This is a genomic window from Enterobacter cloacae complex sp. 2024EL-00214 (assembly GCF_043945575.1).
GTDB lineage: Bacteria > Pseudomonadota > Gammaproteobacteria > Enterobacterales > Enterobacteriaceae > Enterobacter > Enterobacter cloacae_P.
Map to the genome: position 1 here is coordinate 132877 of NZ_JBIMRC010000008.1, position 19091 is coordinate 151967.

Below are 19091 nucleotides of genomic sequence, written 5' to 3' on the forward strand. Positions count from 1 at the left end.
GGCCCGCAGCGCAGAAGTCAATTCGGCCTTTATCGCCGCCATTCAGCTAAGAGGCCTGGGCAGAAAAACAGCTTAAGCAGATAACGCAGTAACGCCTATAGATTCCCAACAGTTTGTTTGGGGAGATAGCAACTCAGGATTAGACAACGGTAAAATGCTTGATAGTCAGATTAGCCAGTATTTCTATGGAGTCGATCAACGAAAGCAACAAATAATTTGTAGGTATATAAAATTATTATTGATTTTTGGAATAAATGGATTTAATAGAGCGAAAGGTTATTTTGAAATAAAAGGTTATGTTTCATAATAATTGCCGCCTTAGGCGGCAATTACTTAATTAACTTTGTCTACTTAGTTCATTTCCTAATGCAGGAAATTTACATGATATTATAGATCTTGATAATCTGATAAATGGCCTTTCTACTACATTGTAGAAAATATATGCAGTGGTTATCGTTATGATGAACAAAAGGATAAGTCTGGACATTCCTACCCACTGATTGTAAATCGGTATATTTGCTCCAAATTTATCTAAATACATGGTAATGGCAATATGCGTCAGATATAACGAGTAAGAGATGTCACCGAAAAATGATAGCATCTTTATCTCTTTTATCTCATTTTTCATTTCATAGGCAACAAGTGTCGCAATCAGCAGGATCGCCCATAATCCATAGTTAAAAGGCCCGTGTGCTGCTTTGTATTGAGCAAAGTAGAAACAGAAAACTAACGAGCATGAGATTACAGCAATGACATTAATTTTGGGGGTTGATGATATTACGTTTCTTAATTCGTATACCATCATGCCAAATATGAATTCTATTAACATCGGCGATGAGGTAAACCGCAGGAATGCCGCTAAGCCTTCCGGCATTCCTGCCTGTGGTGCAATTGCATTGTCACCTTCCATGCTAATGCTGCCATTAAAGTAAAGTTGCAGACTGAACACAGAGACGGCAAGCATAAATGATGCAATCCATGATCTGTATTTATGACTAATGCTCATCGCAACGAAGAATATCAGATAAAAATAAATCTCATAGGTCAGGGTCCACGCTTGCCCTATCATGTTGCCACCAAAGAACGGTGCCTGCTGGCTGTAGTCAGCCTGTATCAGTAACGCAGATCTCCAGAATGAAAAATTATCTTCGTTTGAAATAAATAAATAAAATATTGCCAACGTAATAATAAACAACGGGTAAATCCTGAAGAATCTTTTTACAACATATTTAGTTAACATGTTGTCTTCACTCTTTGCGGTTGAAAGCGCAATAATAAATCCGCTAATCATGAAGAAAAGGTCTACCCCAAAGGATCCACTTATGAACATTAAATCACCGAAATTCTTTATCGGATAAATATCATTAAGGTTACCTCTGAAGTGGAAGCCAACAACTAATATGGCCGCTATGCCTCTAAGGTATTGAATAGAACGCACTTGCTGCATAATTCTACCTAAGCTAGTTAATAATTTTCGCGTCGCGAATTGTAATCTATATGAAAGCCTGTGTCAGCAATGCATCATTTGGACGTCAGAAGGTGTCGCGGTAGTCGATCGGGGTCTGGTCGTGCGGCTGGATGACATTCAGCTCGCCATTCTCGATAGTCGTAGCTACTTCGGTAAGGTAATGTAGAAAGTGATCATCACGGATTAAGTTGATTCGATAGAAGGGGATTGTCTTGATGAGCTTGAAGCTGTTGTTACATCGGCCGCGCCGGATATCATCTGGCCTGAAAAACCTGCTTAACGAAGATTGCCGCCGCCCTTCGTATGCAAGAACAGGCGGCGGCTGGTTGCTCAGTGTTCATGCCCGAGCAAACGTCGGGAATATTACCCGAACAAGATTTAAAGACCAACCTGGCGAACTGTCGGGAACTCAGATACCAGCCACATATCGGACTCTTCAAACATATCCTCCAGCATGCGGTTGAGCTTTTCCCGATCGCTTTTGCTGGCATCGCTATTCAAGCCGTTCGCCTGCATCGGCTTCACCCTCACTTCGGCATCAGGGAAAATCTGGTGCACCCGCTTCGTCAGCTCGGCCAGAATGATCTCTCTGGCCCCTTCGAGCCCCTCTACATTTCGCTTGTCATAAACCAGTTCAACGAACATAAAAGCCTCCGGAAAACCACTGTGTTTGCATACAGTATTTTTACTGTAAAAATAAACAGTGTCAAGGTGAGCACAGCGCGAGGAAGGGGAGGGTTTTTGTTACCCTTAGTTACAAATAGAAAAACCCCAGACCGTGAAATCTGGGGTTCTTTTAAAGTGCACGTGCATTTCACGTGCATATTTTTGTCTTTTCTCGGTCTGCGCTCTGTCTGGTCAGAGTCCGTAAGTGGCTGTTTTTATTGCCGCTGTCTGGTTGCAGTCCTATCAAAAGTGGTGGGCTGGCGGAGTCTGAATTGAGTTTGTAATTAAATGAATTTATTGAATTAATGTCTAATTCAACTTTTCGTTGGTGCCTAAGAAGGTGCCTAAAATTTTTACCATCTTCTTTTGGTGAGAAATGAGAGATTGGTTTACAGCACTTAGGGACTCATAAGGCTTCGATCTTTGCTCATGGTAAAATGAGAAATATTATCAATATTTATTTGATTTTTTTTAATGTCAGATGCGATGCCGTTGCTATTTCCGCTACTGTAGCGGAAATAGCAACACATGAGCAGCATGTACTTAGAAAAATTTAAGATCTGGGCAACAGCCCGATGTTCTTTTTGGCACGCAGAATATCCGTTGCAGTAATGAAGGGGGGTTGCTCTCGCCATGTAAATCCCTTGCGGTCGATACGAGCCAGTTCGTACTTTTCGACCAGGAAATTAACAGCATCGGCAAGCGTTATCCCCGCATCGATATGCTCCTCAATGGCCGTGTCGTCATGAAATGGTGTGTCGTTGAGTGTGAGGCCGTAGTGGTGCTCCAGCAGATACGTTAACAACTGCTGCCACACCATTACGGGCGACAGGCGTGACGAAACCGGCACCGTGGCCGGTACAGATGAAAATTTGCATGAGTTGGATCCTGATAAAAGAAGAGAAGGTGTTACCTGGTTGCAAATGCCTGAGGATAAATAACGATGTAAACATAGCCATGAGAGCCGAGAGTGTCAGCTTCACAAGTTAGTCCGTTATGATACAACGTGACGCAATGCTGATGGCGCGGATTTAGTTCACCGGTTGTCAGCATCAATTCAAGCTGTTTCATCACTAGCGGAAATGCCTGATCCAGACGCAGTGCCTCCTCCTCGTTAAACGTACCACTAATACCTGCACGGTCCGCCAGAAAATGCAGGCGACAGCCTTCCTGCACAAGCCTTGCACCGAAGCACGGCGAGATGTCGCGCTTCAGTCCCCATGAATTTTGCATTTTTCTACTCCTTATTTAGTGTCAGTTGGTGGTGATGCACATCAGGCGTGTATACGGACCGTGGTTGTCACGACGGCGTTCTGCGTAAACCGCCAGCACACCGGAAATCTCCGCGACATCCTGACCGGTATAATGACTGGCGCTGCCGTGCCACTGGTATTTGCCCGTGCAGTAGCGAAAGATCCGGGAATCCGGATGCTGTCGCTGAATCGCCATCGCGGCCTTTTTATCGATGATTTTCATGGTTAGCCTCATAGCCAGCCACGTTCAGCAAAAGAAAGCACATCGATGCCAACAATAAGATGGTCCAGCACCCGCACCTCTACCATAGCCAGCGCGTTCACCAGATGTTGAGTGATGTTTCGATCCTGTTTACTCGGTTCTGTCTCTCCGGATGGATGGTTATGGGCCAGAATCACAGCGGCAGCGTTATGGCGTAGTGCCAGTTTCACCACTTCGCGTGGATGGACTTCGGTATGGTTAATCGTGCCCGTAAAGAGCGTCTCGCATTCCAGAAGACGGTTCTGATTATCGAGATATAAAACAAGAAAAACTTCGCGCTCCTGCAGAGCAAGACGCAGTTGTAGCCAGGTTTTGGTGAAGGTAGTGGAATTAAATTGTTCGCCAGGCTGGCGCTGATATTTTTCCAGTAAGCGGAGAGCGCGACGAATGGTGCGTGCTTCAGTTACCGGAAGATCAGGAGGTAGATTTATCTCTGACATGACAGGGCCTTGGAGGTAATAGTTAAAGTCGTTTATGAAGCAAGTTGAAGCATATTTTCAGCCATCACCCACAGAGCGCGATTGAGCTTTACGTCTCCGTCGATACCTTTGACAGCACGGGTTTGAGCACGCTGACCTTTCGTCGTTCGTCCTGACAGTCCGCCTTTTATCAAGTTCTCCTGAATGCGTTGGTAAGTGGTCCATAGGTCGTTGCTATCATCCTGCCAGCGGCGCGGGGAAAGGATTTGCGATTCCGTCACCGGCTGATGCTCTTCACCAAAGCGATAGGTTAATGCCGCTTTTGCCATCGCCTGCTGTGCTGGTGGAGGTAACAAAAGCGACTGCATGGCATCCCGCTTCTCCTCCACCCGGTCAAATATCCCCAGCACTTCGTAAGCCCCTTCAATGACTTTCTCCACCACATTGCCTTTATGTGGCACACGTACCTCACCAAAACTCTCACCGCAAATCAGCCCGTTCTGGCAGACTGCACGAAATAGCCCCGGCAACATCTGATATGAGCTGGAGCCGTCATGGCTGTTGAGCAGAATGATTTCCGGTACCTGCTTACCGGTTATTTGCCCTACCCGGCGCAGGCGCAGCATGTGTTTCGTGTGCTCTCGCTTGCTCTGGTCACGCACTCGGGTCTGGCAGGCAAAGAACGGCTGAAAGCCTTCACGCTGGAGGCTATCAAGCAGGGTAATGGTCGGGATGTAGGTGTAGCGATCCGAGCGGGATTCGTGCTTGTCAGTACTAAATACACTGGGTACATGGACCATCAACTCGTCATTTGTCAGTGGGCGGTCGCGGCGAATCTGGTTAATCCGTCCGAAGCGGCTGGCTAATTTCATGATAAAACTCCTTTGTGGTTAATGGCATAAATGCAGAAAGGCCGCGCTTCCGGTAAAGAAGCGCGGCCTTTCTGCATTGATTTGGTGTTGCAGGGGAAAACTCTTTGTTGTTGGGGGATGCAACAGCTAGCTAATGTCTGCTATGAGCGATCAACGGACATTCAAATGACGAACTACATATGAACTGGACAATGTAGTTCGTCATACTCATGATCCTTCAAATTTAAGGCTTTTTGATCACCTCAACGTTCAGGCTCGTAGTGCCATTCTCACGGCTTATCTGCCCGCTCACACGCACCAAATCCTGCGCATCGAAGTGCTGCCCGTTCCAGACTTTCTGTGGAATACGAACTTTGATGGTTCCGGTTGGATCGCGGAACGTATACCACTCTTCCTGCTGCTGGCTGATGACATTGCCTTCCAGTGTGATCCACGCCCCTTCGTGCATCGACGGCACGGCCTGAATGCGGCTTTGACTGTTTTCCTGCTGAACCTTATGACCGGCATACATGCGTTCAGTGGCGACTGGCTCTTTCTCTGCGGAGAAACCGCCTTGCGCTGCCAGGGCTGGAATGACGATGAATGAAGCGAGCAACACGCCGGTGACGTTGACGAGCTGGCGACGAATCTGACTGAAGTATTGTTTTTGCATAGCAGGTTCCATTTATGATTTCACATCCTCCCAGGGGGGATGCCTTTATAATAAATGAGCGGCTATAAAAGCTCAATTGCAATCCCCTGTGGGGGATGAAAATGTGACAGGCTTCAGAGATAAAAAACCCACCAATTGGTGGGTTCAGGCATGTGGCTTTTACAAGAGAAAATCAGCGGGTAACGCCGATCCAGCCATGGTAGCCCATGTAAATGCCGACCAGGGCTATCAGTACGCTTGAGAAGTATGGGGCACGGCGTGCCAGAGTATCCAGGCCACTCCAGCGTTTGGTTGCCTGGCGAACGCTAAACGCCGCAGCTGCACCCACAGAAACCAGCGTAATTGCTAAGCCGATGCTGAAACACAGTACCAGCGCGGCACCGAGCGTAAATTCCTTCACCTGGATGCAGAGCAGCAGAACGGTGATGGCCGCCGGGCAAGGAATAAGTCCGCCGGTCAGCCCAAACAGGATAATCTGCCCGGTGGTTACGCTGCGATTGGCAAAACGTTTCTTGATGTCGTTCGCATGGGCTTTTTCGTGAGCGTCCTGGTATTCGCGGGAATTAACATCCAGCCCCTCCAGTGCGGAGTGATCGTGGTCATGGTCGTGACCGTGCTCATGCTCGCGAAACTCCACATCATAATCGTGTACATGCCCACGATGGCCTAAAGACAGGCGCACATCAAAACTGTGTGGCTCAGGGATCGCCAGGGCTGATTCCATAAACCCGTCTTTTTCAACGAAGTCGAAAACCTGAGAATAGGTTCCATTGCCCCGCCTTGTGGCTACAGAAATGTTGCTGGCTTCCCACTTTCTGCCGCTGAGCGTACGTAAACGCCAGTGAGGTGGCTGTCCTTCCTCGAAAATAGAGAGTTCAACGCTGCCGTGGCCGGTATCTATAATCCGGGTTTCATCATGTTCGTGATGACCGTGGGAATGCTCCTCTTCCTGCTCCATTTTCCATAGCTTCTCACCGCGCCAGGTACGCCAGAACATCCATGCTGCCGTGGCAAGAATGATGATGGCCGAAATTAACTGGAACCAGGGCTCCGCAGATTCAGCGGTGAATTTCTGACTGACATACATCCCACCCATGGCAATGAGCCAGACCACAGAGGTGTGCGAAATGGTCGCCGCCAGTCCCAGCAGAACCGCTTGTTTCACCGTTCCACGAATAGCCACAATAAACGCCGCCATCATCGTTTTGGAGTGTCCTGGCTCCAGTCCGTGCAGCGCACCCAGCAGGATAGCGCTGGGAATAAACAGCCAGGCATTGGCTACGCCTTGCTGCAGAAGAGCAGAAAAATCAGTCATGTTTCGCTTGCCTTAAAGATATTTGGTGATCTCTTTAAATTCGCTTAGCGTTGTTTCAGTTCCGGCATGATCGGCATGAAGCGCATCCTCCAGGCAGTGATCAAGATGGTCATGAATTAAGGTACGCTTTGCATTCGTTATCGCTTTTTCAACCGCATGCAGCTGTTGGGCGATATCCAGACACGCTTTTTCATCTTCGAGCATCTGGATGGTACTTTTCAGGTGCCCGGCGGCACGCTTAAGTCTTTTAATAATGTCAGGGTGTGATGCGTGAACAGTCATATCTTATCCTCTCCAGGTGGAGGGGATAAGATAATGTGTATCATCGCTATGGTCACATTTTTTATCGGCTTATCCTCTCCTGCCTGGTTGTCTTTCAGGGAAATTACTTCTCTTTCTTCGGCCATGACGGATGTTCATCGTCGATGACGAAATCATGTTCATGAGTGGATGCATTATTCGTTTCGGCGTCGGTATGGCTGTGCAGCTGAACATATTCTTCATGCTCAGGACGCCAGATAAGCACGGCGGTGAGCAACGACAGCGCCGCTACGATGGTCAACGCGATGAACGAAGCCTGTGTGCCCCATGTCGCGCCGACCCATCCGGCCAGCGGATAAGTCACCAGCCAGCATGAATGCGACAATGCAAATTGAGCGGCAAATAGCGCGGGTCTGTCTTCCGCCGTTGATGAGCGGCGCAGCAGGCGGCCACTGGGGGTTTGAGAAAGTGAATATCCGACGCCCAGCAATGCCCAAAGCACAACCAGAGTGAAGTAATCCATCAGGAAAATACCCAGCCCCAGGCCAATCACCAAAAGCGCGGCCCCCACAAGCATCGGCATGCGGTCGCGCATTTTGTCGAGGAGTCTCGGGAGAACCAGTGCAGACACCATCGACCCGACACCGAAGAAGGCCAGCGCAATGGCAGTCGAGCGCTGTGATAAACCAAAGTCAGCCTGTACCAGAACAACGGTATTGACGATAACCATCGCGCTTGCCGCTGCCACGGCCATATTGAGTGCCAGCAGACCACGCAGCCTTGGTGTTTTCAGGAAGATGCGCATGCCTCGCGTCGTTTTGTCATAGACGCTGCGTTTGACGGTTAACGCTTTCATTTTTGGCAACGACACGGAAACAACCAGAGCCGCAGAGGCGAGGAATCCGACTGCCGTACCGGCAAACAAATTATGGAAACTCATGACTGTCAGCAGCGCCGCCGCCAGCATCGGGCTGATAACGCTTTCAAGATCGTAGGCCAGGCGTGACAGAGACAGCGCCCGGGTATATTCACGTTCGTCAGGGAGAATGTCCGGGATCGTCGCCTGGAAAGTCGGTGTAAACGCTGCCGAAGCAGACTGCAGGAAGAAGATCAAGATGTAGATTTCCCAGATCTGAGTGACAAAAGGCAGCGCGATCGCCACCAGAGCGCGGACTAAGTCCAGCGTCACCAGCATGGTGCGACGCGGGAATTTATCGGCAAAGGCCGCCGCTACCGGCGCAACCAGAATGTAGGCGCTCATCTTGATAGCCAGCGCGGTACCCAGCACAGCACCAGCCCTGTCTCCGGCCAGATCATAAGCTAGCAACCCCAGCGCGACGGTCGCCAGACCGGTGCCGATAAGGGCGATAACCTGTGCCATAAACAGGTGGCGATAGGTACGATTAGAAAGAATATTGAGCATCAGGAATTCTCTTGGCTTAAATTTACATCCCCCCCGGGGGGATAATGAAAGCATAGAGGGACCTGGAAAAAATGACAAGCATTATCCTGGTGGGGAGGATGAGTGATTTACCAACCATCTGATATGTTGAATAAAAAAAGCTTCAGGTATCCCAGCGTTATACCTGAAGCAGCATAAAAAGTGTCGAAGGTGTTATCACCGCTTCCTTGCGAAGCCCCTTCTGACGAGAAAGGTGTTAACTCAGAAGTCCCAGGCAGGTTTTCAGACTCAGCCGTGTGGCTTCAACATCGCTATGGACGATGGTGCACCAGTCATCACGGTTAGCCCGAACGTCGTCCAGCCAGCTATTCAGCGCCTGATTGAAGGCCATGGTTTTCTCGCGCTGAGGCCAGCTCATCTGGTTAGCGCTGTAAATATCCTGCCCGGGCTGTGGCATCTGTACGGTTTGCTGCGTCGACATCCGGGAAGTCACCGACCAGGTATCAGAGTTGCCATCCCAGGAAGGCATCACCGGGAAGCCCGCGCCGCGCAGGGCTATATCCCAGGTGGCATCAAACAGGCATGTTTTCCCGTTTAACTCAAAAGTCACGGTGTCATGAAATCCCTGGGTTTGCGGCAAAATAGCCAGTATTTCCGGAGGAACGGGCAAGTCAGCCCAGTCAAACTGCACCAGTTTTCGCCTTGCTGTAATCCCACCGGCAACCAGCAATCGTTCGGCCGCGGCGGCTTTATGACGACAGTCGCCAAAACCCTGCTCAAACAGGCTCATGCTTTGGTTATTCCATGACCCAAGCTGATAGGGCATTCGCCTGACCAGTTCAAAAATGGCTCTCCGCAGTTCCGTTGAGCCCGGTTGAAGCCCGAGCGACTGTAAAATCCAGCCCGGCGTTATCGTCTCCTTAGCAGTGCGGCGAGCGATAATTCTTTGCCATGTATCACTGACTTTTTCGGCCAGAGAGGCTGCCAGGGTTTCCCCCGGCAGTAATGTTGTCATCAGCAACGCTCCTGTGGTGGTGAGAAAATGTCTGCGCGTCAACATATCGGGCGTTACACCTCCACGCTGCGACGAAGTGCCGACATAACCAGTGATTCACAGACCACTTCATCGTCCTGTTCACGGTTTACCCCAGGGAAAACCATTTGACTCACCGGGGATGAACGAAGCCGGTGATAACGGGCAATCGCGCCATTCATTCCGCCCATTTGCTTACGTCGAACCAGCCGGAGTCCTTGCTCCCACGCGACTTCATCCATCGCGCTCGCCAGAACAGGATCATGATTGAAGATTAAGACGCCATCCCCTTTCAGCAGACGGGCTGCGCTGCGAAGGAATGCCGTGTAATCCTGTTCGAAATAGGCTGCGGCCTGAGAGTAGATAATATCGACCTCACCGGCCCGAACTCCCTGCTTCTCCAGTACGCACAGCCCGGCAGCCGTCACGTAGGGATGCTCAGTCACCCCCTTTGGCAGCGATTCGTGCCATGGCGTGAGATTGGTGAAATGCAGGAATGCGCTCTCCCCGAGCTGCTCCCTGAAGCTCTGGGCAAGTCCGGAAATTGCCGCCTGATGGCTGGTCGCTTCTTCAGCACGAAAACCTGCCCAGGCAGCACCAATTTCAAGGAAGGTGACGGTACCGTTTTTGTGATGAATGTTTTTTGCATGGTGGGCAATATCGAACCCAATTTCTCGCGCCAGACGAAACGAACCACCGCTGGAGGTCCAGGGGCCATCGAAACCAAAGGCAAGAATGGCTTTCAACATCGAGCCCGTTTCTTTGTGCATCATTTTCAGGAACGGAATGACCTTACGTCGTGAAGGAACAGGGACGTTCGGACGCAGTTTTTTGGCCTGGAGATCGCGATTAACGCCCATGCACAGTGTCTGCCAGTGCAGAGGGGTAATTCGATAATTAAGTTCAGTAAAATTACGCGCAATCTCGCGACGCGCCTGTATGGAGTCTGTGTACATAGCCTCTCCGCTAAATCTGAAGTTGGTAAACGCCAGGAAGCAAACTGCTACCGGCAACAGCCATCAGATCTGGCGGGTGCTTGGAGGGCGGTAAATGATGTCCGTGGCCTTAACCGGGCTGCGAAGATCGGCAAGCGGCAACCATCTGTCTGCTACAGGAGAGAGGGAGATCTCCACAGAGGGCGGCTGCTGAGGGGTTTCATGGAAATGGTCTGTCTGATGATGGCCTGCGTGACCAGACTGAGGGATATCCGAGTCGTGGGAGTGATCCTGCACTGTCATGGTGACTTCTGCATCATGCAGATTCATCTCGTAACCAGTCAGGCCGTTGGTACCGTGTGACGCAAACGTGCCCATCGACGACATCATCATGCCAACGGCCATGATGACAATCATCAGAATATAACGGGGTGAACGTTTAAACATCAGATACATCGCTGGCGTTTCTCTCAGGCAGTCTTCATAACATAGAGAAAAGATTAGCATCCCCCCGGGGAGGATGTAAGAGGCGAAAGTGTAAAGTCTTGTATTGCCGGAATGAATAAGATGGGCCCGCATTATACGGGCCCGATTAATCAGATTACGCGCTTAATGCTCTGGTATTCGCCATTGGTATCAAGCTGGATAGTAATCGTCTTTGAACCACGATTTCGCCAGAACCAGCCATGCTTACCGTCAAAGGCCGCCTGCAACACACCATCCTTTGAGGTTATCTGGCGGCCCTTACCATAGCCGTGGTAAAACCCTTTCGGTGCGTTAACCGGATCGCCGTGTGCATCCACGTTGACAGGTCCAGAGCTTGTCCACTGGTAAGTCACCCGGGCATCCTTACGCATTTCCATCTTAACTTCAGCCGCTTCATTCGGTTTCAGAGTAATTAACAGCTGATTGCGCTGAGAACCGGCAGTTGGGGCTTCTGGCGCACGAGTTGTCGCCGGAACGCTCAGCTCCGGGTAGTTGTTTTGCGTGATTGTCGGCGGGTTATCCGCCACCGGGCGCTCATTCGTCGGAGTGGTTGACTGCCCCCACTGGCTCGTACTCGCCTGTTTGTCCGTGGCGGCTTCCTCCGCCAGCTGCGTTTTGATTTCGCCCATCTGTTTAAGGCCCAGCAGGCGGCCAACGCCCGTTGGATCGATACCATATTCTGAAGGCATCACGATGGTTATCAGCAGCGTTAAAGCAACAATAGCCGCCAGGATAGTGGACTGCATCAGCTTCATCGCAGATGGCAGCTCTGCGCGGGTCGGTAAATCGGTGTTATACATTCTCTTTTCTCCCTCAGGCTAAAACGTAGCCACAAATCTGGTAACTCATTAACAGGAAACCGGCGCTCATCATCACCACATTGGCGGTGTAGGCATGGCGGAAAAAGCTCGCCGTCTGCCGCCAGTAACTCATGATGATAAGGATGGCGCTCAGCGCCAGAAGCTGACCTATCTCGACCCCGACATTGAAGGCAATCAGGTTGACGAACAGGCCATCGGGGGAAATTTCGAACTCCTTGATTTTGGTCGCCAGGCCAAAGCCGTGGAAGAAACCAAAGATAAGCGTCGCCATCTTCGTATTAGGCTGAAAGCCAAACCAGCGCTGGAACGCGCCAAGGTTATCAAGGGCTTTGTAGACCACAGACAGTCCGATAATGGCATCAATGAGATAAGCGCTTACGCTGATGTCAAAGAACGTCCCAATGAGCAGCGTTGTGGAGTGTCCGATAGCAAACAGGCTGACGTACAGCCCGATATCGCGCATTTTGTAGAGAAAGAAAATCACGCCGAACAGAAACAGCAGGTGATCGTAGCCGGTCACCATATGCTTCGCGCCAAGGTAGATAAACGGGATGATGTTAATCCCGGTGATTTCCTGGATGTACCCTTTGTCGCCTTCGGCTACGCCATGTGCGGCCGCACCCTGGCTGTAGAAAAGCAATAACAATATGAAAAACAGACAAGCCGAACGCGCCTGAGTCGAAAACAGGCCACCGCTCAACCGGCCTTGTAAATTAAGGCAGGTGTTCATACAAAATCCTTACAGTTTGAATAATAACGAATTAACAGCAGTTATTACGCAAACAGGGATCTCGGAGGGCGTTCGGGGGTGGCCTGTGGCATTCGCAGAATTTGTTCTGAACTCAGCGCAAAGGTCGCCCGTATGCCCGCGTTCCAGGCCTGCAAAGCAGTCAGGGTGAAGAGTTTGTTCAGATCGTGGGAATGATCGGCATTGAGGTGGTGCACATTACCGTGCGAGTGGAACAGCAGCGGATCGTGCTCATTCAGCGGTTCATCGCTATCGTGCTGATGGTCACTGATGGTCGTTGTATCCTGGACGTTGTAGACAGCCTGTGGTTTTGCCATAAGCGAACTGCTCAGCACGGCAACAGCCATGATGATAAGCACGATTCTGGAAATGACTTCACGGCTAAAAAACACAGTCAACGGCATCCTGATGATACAAGGTAACAACGTGCGTAATGTATCTGTTTTGCTGACCCCATTTCAACAGGTCTTTTGGGGTTGGGGGTTTAATCACTGCGGAATCGTAGCGTCCGCTTTTGGCACAAAGCGGTCAGACAAGCAGTGGCAGGACGCTAACATAATGAAGTAATGAGATATATAGTATGGCGAATCCTTCATAAGGGGAGGGACCTTACGGGGGAGGGGTTTATAATGGCTATTAATACGCAGTATTAATACCTGATTTTTTTGATATTACGACTGATAGCACAACAGGGTCTGACAACTGATTGTCAGACCAGATATTGTTCAGACGAAACTAGTACTTCATCAGCCAGTCCCCCTGACTGGTGATGACGTTAATCTCCGCCACACTGCATGGGCCTTTAATGTAGACGGCAATCTCTTTCCCGTAAGGCAACGTTGACGGTACCAGCGGGACAGGCTTACTACCTGCGTAGACCGTGGGCATCTTCTGAATCGGGCAGTTCCCCCGGTTAACGACAACATCCTTAATGGTGACGCTGTCCGTGAGCGACTGAACGTGAACACGCTGCTGATGCAGATTCGGGTAATACGGATTTTTAACCTGCTCCAGACCAATCCTGACCGGGGCCTCTGCTGCGTGCAGCAGAGGTGAAATTATCAGTGCCACGGCGAGGGCACTCATTGCTGTTTTCATTATTTTTTCCTTATATTTGCTGGAGTCGTAAAGGTTCACATACGGGTCAGACAGCCTGATTTATCAAACTCAGGCAGGGTCCGGGCGGCATTGCTGAAGGTGAACGTTGTGGAGGTCAGGCCGGTCGCAGTGATATGAATCCGCTGTGATTTTCTGACTGCATTCCAGAAGGCCTCGAAGTTACTCCCCCCTGCATCAGACAGTGTGTCGTTTATAAGAAACGTGTCGCTGTTGTCTGTCTGCGCCTCAAGACTGCGACCATCATCATTGCCGCTGGTGAGCGTTTTGCCATCAGGCGCGGTGTACCGGACGAACACATTGTCGTGCGGTGAACAGGTCAGAAGCAGTTCAGCACTCTGTTTATTCTGTATCCGGTATTCCGTGCCCCCCTGAACCCAGGTACGGGTCCACTGGTTTACGGCTGCGCTGGCCTGCGCTGAAGAAAGCAGCGCCAGTAAAAATGCGATTTTTTTCATGATTATCCTTAATTTTCCGTTTCTGCCAGTACAGTGCGGATGTACTGGAAGTGCGGCAGTGAGTGAATGAAATGTGGGTCGGCGGTCAGGGCATCGATGTGTTTTCTGCGCAGAAACTGCCTGGGTGTCAGGCAGACATCGGTAATGCTTTCCAGCAGAAAGACCTGCAGTTGCCGGGCGTACTCTCCGACCAGATACCAGCCGTTCTCGAAATAAATCAGGCGATAAGGTGCGAACCAGCGGTACTGCTGCCCCTCTGCGGTCAGATCCAGCAGAGTTCGCTCCAGAATGGCCTGTGTGATACGCCAGAAACTGCCGAAGGGACCGGGCTTGCGCTCCGGTGGAGACTGCCAGACGATAAAAGGTGGCTCTACGGAGCTGTCAGTCAGCACAGATATCAGACGATTATCCATCGCCGGGAACAGCTGCTCCGTGCGGGTTACTCGTGCAAAGTGCAGAATATGCCGGTTGGTGCGCAGGCCTTCGTGCTGGTGGGCCAGTGACCAGCACCCCTGCTGGTATGTCAGTTCCAGGCAGCTCAGGCGTTCACGAAAATCCCGGCGCAGAGTGCGCTCCGAGATACGAAACTCCTGAGACAACCCACTAACTGACAACCGTTCCCCCATCAGCAGGCGACTGATGATGATCGCCAGCCGTGATGCCATGCGATCGTGCTGTTTTTCTTCCGCAGACATATTGAAGGGTTTCCGTTGATTACATTGATTTGTACAGATACTGCTGACGCAGACAAGCAATCAGCAGGCAGGCCGGAACCGTAACCCGCCGTGCCGGGCCTGCCATATCGGCAATCAGCCAGCCGGTGCTCAGGGCGATACCAACCGGCCCGGCCAGTACACTGATAAAGCGGGTCAGGGTCAGATAAGTCACGATGGGGAGCGTGCGCCCCAGTACAACCTTCGCAAGCGTACTGAGCATCACGACCGACAGACGGTAGGCTGCAAAACCGGAAGACCGGACGGCAGTCTGTATGGCCATTAAAATCAGCGGTGCTGTCGGTGCGGTCAGTTCCGTACCCATGCTGTCAGCAAACTCCTGCAGCTCAGTCGGGGACATTTCGCTGAGGCTTTTTTCGAGCATCTTCATCAGCAGGGAGAGCTCAACGGTTTCGGTTGCCTCCTCCTTCCTGTATTTCACGCCCGTATGGTCACAGACATCGCATAACACTTCCCGATACAGCACGCCTTTCCCACCCCTGAATACACTGGCGATACTGCTGGCACCAAAGGCCTGGATTTCAGCGGCAATCTCCTGCCAGTAATTACGGTGCGCTGGATAAAAACGTTTGTAGTTGTCGCTGCCGGACAGCGTTTCCGTCCAGCGCAGGGTTTTGTCCCGTGGGTCATGGGTAATGAGGCTGACCAGTAAATCCAGGTCCTCATTCTCACAACGCCCCAGAAACCGCAGGTCAGCATCTTCGCGATAAACGGCCATTAGCCCTCCATTCAGGTCTGTATCGTCAGGACAAAAACGATAACAAACCCGCCTGTAAGGACATGGCCGATGCGTCAGGAAAATCAGCGTGTTATACGAGTAATGACGGACAGGTGATGTCCGAAAATGAAATACAGAGGATTATGCTGCACAGGGCGGAGTTACCGGTGGAATAAACAGACGAATGGCGAGTTGCCCCGTCAGGCGGGTGACGAGCCAGGCGGCACCACCGTTGATTACCCCGCCCAGTAACGGGAGCAGCAGGCTTTCCCTGAGTAACACTTGACTGCTTTTCAGCAGTAATGCGTCGCGAACCACTGTCAGCAGAGCGGTCTCGGCCTGAGACTGGCTCAGTGCGCGGGTCAGTAACCGGGTGATGATGCCACTGATGGCATCCGAGCAGGCATCCCCGGCCAGCGCGCCCCAGCAAAGCAGGCGTACCCGTGGGTCTGCAGTGTCATGGCCTCCGATGATGGCAACGGCCGCACACAGCCGCATCTGGATGAACAGCGAAGAGCAGACGTCGGCGGTGACGGTCAACGGCAGCAGCGCGCCACCGGTAAGACCACAAGAAAAGCCGGAGCCGCAGGCTTTCAGGGACTCGTACAGCACCAGCGATTCAGCCGCATCATTACGACTCATGTCGTTCTGAAGGTAACTGTCGGCCAGCACTGCGGCAGAGTCCGTGACGGCGGTACCTTCCACCGCCAGGGCATACATCCCGTCAAAGAGATGCTGTAATACAGTAATATCCAGACTATCCTCCTTATCGACAACTCCAGATGGTTGTCGTTAAGGTGATATATATCTGTATTTTTTTATTTTCAGTTTTTGCCGCAATCTCATAGTAACCGACTGTGTATTCTTTATGTAATTTTTTACGTGTCTTGCATATGAGATGAGTTAGTATCAAAAAAATGCCTATGAGTAAATGGTTAGCTTTCTCTTGTGATTTATTTTATTTAAGAAATAACTCCAGAAAATAAAATGATGTGTTCTACGATGGTTTTGCTTGCTTCTATTGCCTCCGGTGGCGGTGTTGGGTGATAAGTCGCTCCGTATTGGTATTATTAAATAAAAAGAAGGTGAGTGTGTAATGCAGAAAATATATTGAATTCCGTTGGGGGTTGTTATTATAAAATGAATGATATTTGTCTCTAACTTATTCGGGATACAGATGTAAATTATACTAAGGCTAAAGTTATGAATTCGAAATATACATACGATCCGCGATACACTGATGGCGTAGAACGAACACTGGCAGCAGCGACTGATCAATACCCCAGGCTTTCTACATTTCGTTTTGATTTGCGGTTTCCGACTGACGGTACTGGTCGTCGTGATGAGCGCGTTATCTCGCGCTTCTTTGATTCGCTGAAATACCATGCAAATGCTCAGATGACTGCCCGAAGGCATGCAGGACTTACCTGTAAGAATCTGACGTCCATACGTTATATTTGGTGCAGAGAATATGGCCTGGTGGATGGCAACCGGCATTACCATGTGATGCTATTGGTAAACAAGGACACCTTCCATACGCTGGGAGATTATCAGCCTCAATGCAACGATGGTATAGATTCACTGGCGAATGTTATCCAGAAAGCCTGGTGCAGTGCGCTGAAATTACCCTGGGAGGCCTATGCTGGCCTGGTTCATTTTCCGGAACACCCATGTGGCTGGATAGAAGGTAAACGTCATGAGCATGAAGAGCAGTATGTTACAGCACGTCAGAGAGCAATGTACCTGGCAAAAGAGTACACAAAGCACTATGGAGATGGACGTTCTTTTGGATGCAGCCAACGGAATCCGTCAGTGATTGGAACCGGCCAAATGTAACGCAGGCAGAGGGCTCGTCCCTCTGCCTTTCATATAGTTTAACCTTAGGTCTTAGTTAATGCAGGTCCTGGCCGGTAAGGCCATATAACACGCAAGAAAAATATATAATACCTGCCTTTCCTTAACCAAAAAGAGTCAGAAGCGGCTGAAGGTTTGACCTGTATAGTTGGGGGTGGATGCCCAACTCGGGTAAACCAAAGTTTTATTATCTTGCTTAAAGATAATTATTTTACGCTGACTTTGAAGCCAGTCCAGTAACATGTAAATTTTCCCTCCAGTCCTAAGTCTGTTAGGGCCATAGCGACGAATAAAGTTTTTATCAAGAGCAACTGAAAGGCGCTCGCGATACTTAACCTCAATCCAGGTCAGAAGTTCCATTGCATCCTGTTCTGGTGTTTCAGCAGTATCTACTTTGGTAAAGAGGCGCTGATGCTCAAAGCCATACCAGCTAAAAATTTCTATGGCTGATTGAGTTGCACATTCAGAAATATCTCCCGTATTGCCCTCAAAGTAATGTATTAATGCAGCAATACGCGCAATATTTTCAGCTGACTTTGACGCAAAATCCTTGAAGTCACTCAGCCCATTTTTGCCCTGAATACCGATACTGGTTTCAATTTGATTATAATAATTGATCCAACTTTTTTCAGCTTCAGGTGAAAATTTAAGAGAAAGGCGCTCGCTAATGTTAGTGGCCAGGCTTTCGTTAATAATTTCCATGAGACGGTCGTGAAATTTAGGAATGTGTTCCTGCGATGTCACTGGTACGGTGATCAGGCGTGAACCCTGTGTGGATGTCGGAAAACTAATCAGACACCGGGCAAAAAAGCCGACACCTTTAGCCATGCTGCCTTTACGCTCAAGGTAATCACGGAAGGCTTCAGGCTGAACCATCAATGATAACGTCATACGGGCGTCGCTAATAACCGCGTCGGGTTCGTTTTTACGTTCGACGCTAAATCTCTCGCCATCCCACATTGTGTTGATAAACGGCAATTCGCTAAGTGCATGACCACCAAAAATTGTTCCTGCCTCATCGGACATCACACCCACAGCATTCCAGCCACCGCAAAGGAATGCTTTAATGGCAGCCGGTGTGGCATCGTTGAACGTCAGTTTGCGTCTGACAGGGGGGGCCGGAGACTGAAGGGCCATTATTGCTGATTTTATTTCAGTAATATCTTTATCCCGATTAATATGTGCTTTAAGCTTGTTTTCCAGCGCTTTTCTTACTGAGACAGCTATCTGGTTTTGTTTGTAATAAATCTGATATTCCCGATTATGAATATTTTCTAGCTGTTCTTCTTTCGCGCGCAATGGTTTTAGCAACAGTTTGTCAACGGTGCTTTTGCGCTCACCTGATTCAGCGATAGTCAGGACAAAAAGTGATACGGGGCCACGATGGTTCCCTGGGCGTATAACATCAATACGATTCTGGCAGGCCAGAGAAATTGCCCCCAGAGCGGACGCCGCAATCAGAGCGATTGGGGCTTTTGTTACCTCGTGTGCTTCACAGATTGCGTTTTTGATGAGTGGCGGAAACGCATCAACAGGAAAATCATCATGTTTTGGCATTGGGGGGCTCCAGAATGCACAAAAAATTTAAATTTTCCGCATCAGTCGTGACTCTCTGTCA

The 19091-nt window shown here is 49.9% G+C and carries 24 protein-coding genes; 1 reads left to right on the plus strand and 23 read right to left on the minus strand.

The genetic code is table 11. The features are described 5' to 3' along the window. Positions 1 to 337: 337 nt before the first annotated feature. From ACHHZ6_RS11475 to ACHHZ6_RS11580, 22 genes are all read right to left on the minus strand, one after another. Entirely contained in the window at positions 338 to 1447 is a 1110-nt protein-coding gene (locus tag ACHHZ6_RS11475) for an acyltransferase family protein (protein ID WP_395122245.1), read from the minus strand. A 399-nt stretch (positions 1448 to 1846) separates the two neighbouring features. After that, positions 1847 to 2113 carry a DinI family protein gene (locus tag ACHHZ6_RS11480; RefSeq protein ID WP_045354872.1) on the minus strand — a complete coding sequence of 89 codons (267 nt, stop codon included), beginning with the start codon at positions 2111 to 2113 and terminating at the stop codon, positions 1847 to 1849. 574 nt (positions 2114 to 2687) lie between these two features. Next, positions 2688 to 3059, minus strand: a complete 372-nt coding sequence (locus ACHHZ6_RS11485; RefSeq protein ID WP_271057262.1) for a TA system toxin CbtA family protein — start codon at positions 3057 to 3059, stop codon at positions 2688 to 2690. After that, positions 3044 to 3367: a type IV toxin-antitoxin system YeeU family antitoxin gene (locus ACHHZ6_RS11490; protein WP_032642918.1), complete on the minus strand. Its 324-nt coding sequence runs from the start codon at positions 3365 to 3367 to the stop codon at positions 3044 to 3046. Before ACHHZ6_RS11490 ends, ACHHZ6_RS11485 begins: the two co-directional genes overlap by 16 nt. A 21-nt stretch (positions 3368 to 3388) precedes the next feature. Further along, positions 3389 to 3610, minus strand: coding sequence for a DUF987 domain-containing protein (locus ACHHZ6_RS11495; RefSeq protein WP_032642916.1), 222 nt, complete (start codon positions 3608 to 3610; stop codon positions 3389 to 3391). Between the two features lie 8 nt (positions 3611 to 3618). Next, the gene (gene radC / locus ACHHZ6_RS11500; RefSeq protein WP_032642914.1) at positions 3619 to 4089 is read right to left on the minus strand and encodes a DNA repair protein RadC; all 471 of its coding nucleotides are present in this window, start codon (positions 4087 to 4089) and stop codon (positions 3619 to 3621) included. Positions 4090 to 4121: 32 nt separating this feature from the next. Continuing rightward, positions 4122 to 4943, minus strand: a complete 822-nt coding sequence (locus ACHHZ6_RS11505) for a DUF932 domain-containing protein (RefSeq protein ID WP_032642912.1) — start codon at positions 4941 to 4943, stop codon at positions 4122 to 4124. Between the two features lie 220 nt (positions 4944 to 5163). Further along, a complete protein-coding gene (locus tag ACHHZ6_RS11510; RefSeq protein ID WP_135695985.1) occupies positions 5164 to 5604 on the minus strand; it encodes a YgiW/YdeI family stress tolerance OB fold protein in 441 nt (146 codons plus the stop codon). Between the two features lie 160 nt (positions 5605 to 5764). Next, positions 5765 to 6907 (minus strand): nickel/cobalt efflux protein RcnA, encoded by a 1143-nt coding sequence (locus tag ACHHZ6_RS11515; RefSeq protein ID WP_029602872.1) that lies wholly within the window; start codon positions 6905 to 6907, stop codon positions 5765 to 5767. A 12-nt stretch (positions 6908 to 6919) separates the two neighbouring features. Next, positions 6920 to 7189: a metal-sensing transcriptional repressor gene (locus ACHHZ6_RS11520; RefSeq protein WP_009653703.1), complete on the minus strand. Its 270-nt coding sequence runs from the start codon at positions 7187 to 7189 to the stop codon at positions 6920 to 6922. 103 nt (positions 7190 to 7292) lie between these two features. Continuing rightward, positions 7293 to 8591 carry an MFS transporter gene (gene nirA / locus ACHHZ6_RS11525; RefSeq protein WP_029602873.1) on the minus strand — a complete coding sequence of 433 codons (1299 nt, stop codon included), beginning with the start codon at positions 8589 to 8591 and terminating at the stop codon, positions 7293 to 7295. Positions 8592 to 8826: 235 nt separating this feature from the next. Continuing rightward, positions 8827 to 9585 carry a hypothetical protein gene (locus tag ACHHZ6_RS11530; protein WP_029602874.1) on the minus strand — a complete coding sequence of 253 codons (759 nt, stop codon included), beginning with the start codon at positions 9583 to 9585 and terminating at the stop codon, positions 8827 to 8829. Between the two features lie 53 nt (positions 9586 to 9638). Next, positions 9639 to 10559 (minus strand): hypothetical protein, encoded by a 921-nt coding sequence (locus ACHHZ6_RS11535; protein ID WP_029602875.1) that lies wholly within the window; start codon positions 10557 to 10559, stop codon positions 9639 to 9641. A 63-nt stretch (positions 10560 to 10622) separates the two neighbouring features. Further along, on the minus strand, positions 10623 to 10985 hold the full coding sequence (locus ACHHZ6_RS11540) for a hypothetical protein (RefSeq protein WP_223610883.1): 363 nt from the start codon (positions 10983 to 10985) through the stop codon (positions 10623 to 10625). A gap of 149 nt (positions 10986 to 11134) precedes the next feature. Then, positions 11135 to 11824, minus strand: coding sequence for a hypothetical protein (locus ACHHZ6_RS11545; RefSeq protein ID WP_029602877.1), 690 nt, complete (start codon positions 11822 to 11824; stop codon positions 11135 to 11137). Between the two features lie 13 nt (positions 11825 to 11837). Beyond that, the gene (locus ACHHZ6_RS11550) at positions 11838 to 12575 is read right to left on the minus strand and encodes a HupE/UreJ family protein (protein WP_009654087.1); all 738 of its coding nucleotides are present in this window, start codon (positions 12573 to 12575) and stop codon (positions 11838 to 11840) included. Positions 12576 to 12619: 44 nt separating this feature from the next. Next, positions 12620 to 12985, minus strand: a complete 366-nt coding sequence (locus ACHHZ6_RS11555; protein WP_029602878.1) for a hypothetical protein — start codon at positions 12983 to 12985, stop codon at positions 12620 to 12622. A gap of 343 nt (positions 12986 to 13328) precedes the next feature. Beyond that, on the minus strand, positions 13329 to 13691 hold the full coding sequence (locus tag ACHHZ6_RS11560) for a hypothetical protein (RefSeq protein WP_032642906.1): 363 nt from the start codon (positions 13689 to 13691) through the stop codon (positions 13329 to 13331). Between the two features lie 35 nt (positions 13692 to 13726). Continuing rightward, positions 13727 to 14167, minus strand: a complete 441-nt coding sequence (locus tag ACHHZ6_RS11565; protein ID WP_032642904.1) for a hypothetical protein — start codon at positions 14165 to 14167, stop codon at positions 13727 to 13729. Positions 14168 to 14175: 8 nt separating this feature from the next. Next, the gene (locus ACHHZ6_RS11570) at positions 14176 to 14862 is read right to left on the minus strand and encodes a WYL domain-containing protein (protein ID WP_032642901.1); all 687 of its coding nucleotides are present in this window, start codon (positions 14860 to 14862) and stop codon (positions 14176 to 14178) included. Positions 14863 to 14881: 19 nt separating this feature from the next. Further along, positions 14882 to 15619 carry a DUF3944 domain-containing protein gene (locus tag ACHHZ6_RS11575; RefSeq protein ID WP_032642899.1) on the minus strand — a complete coding sequence of 246 codons (738 nt, stop codon included), beginning with the start codon at positions 15617 to 15619 and terminating at the stop codon, positions 14882 to 14884. 141 nt (positions 15620 to 15760) lie between these two features. After that, on the minus strand, positions 15761 to 16339 hold the full coding sequence (locus ACHHZ6_RS11580; protein WP_032642897.1) for a hypothetical protein: 579 nt from the start codon (positions 16337 to 16339) through the stop codon (positions 15761 to 15763). 483 nt (positions 16340 to 16822) lie between these two features. Here ACHHZ6_RS11580 and ACHHZ6_RS11585 point away from each other — a divergent pair, with 483 nt between their 5' ends. After that, positions 16823 to 17455 carry an inovirus Gp2 family protein gene (locus ACHHZ6_RS11585; RefSeq protein ID WP_071957397.1) on the plus strand — a complete coding sequence of 211 codons (633 nt, stop codon included), beginning with the start codon at positions 16823 to 16825 and terminating at the stop codon, positions 17453 to 17455. A gap of 135 nt (positions 17456 to 17590) precedes the next feature. On the opposite strand, the gene ACHHZ6_RS11590 is transcribed toward ACHHZ6_RS11585, so the two are convergent. After that, positions 17591 to 19030 (minus strand): YfjI family protein, encoded by a 1440-nt coding sequence (locus tag ACHHZ6_RS11590; protein ID WP_045370402.1) that lies wholly within the window; start codon positions 19028 to 19030, stop codon positions 17591 to 17593. Between the last annotated feature and the right edge of the window lie 61 nt (positions 19031 to 19091).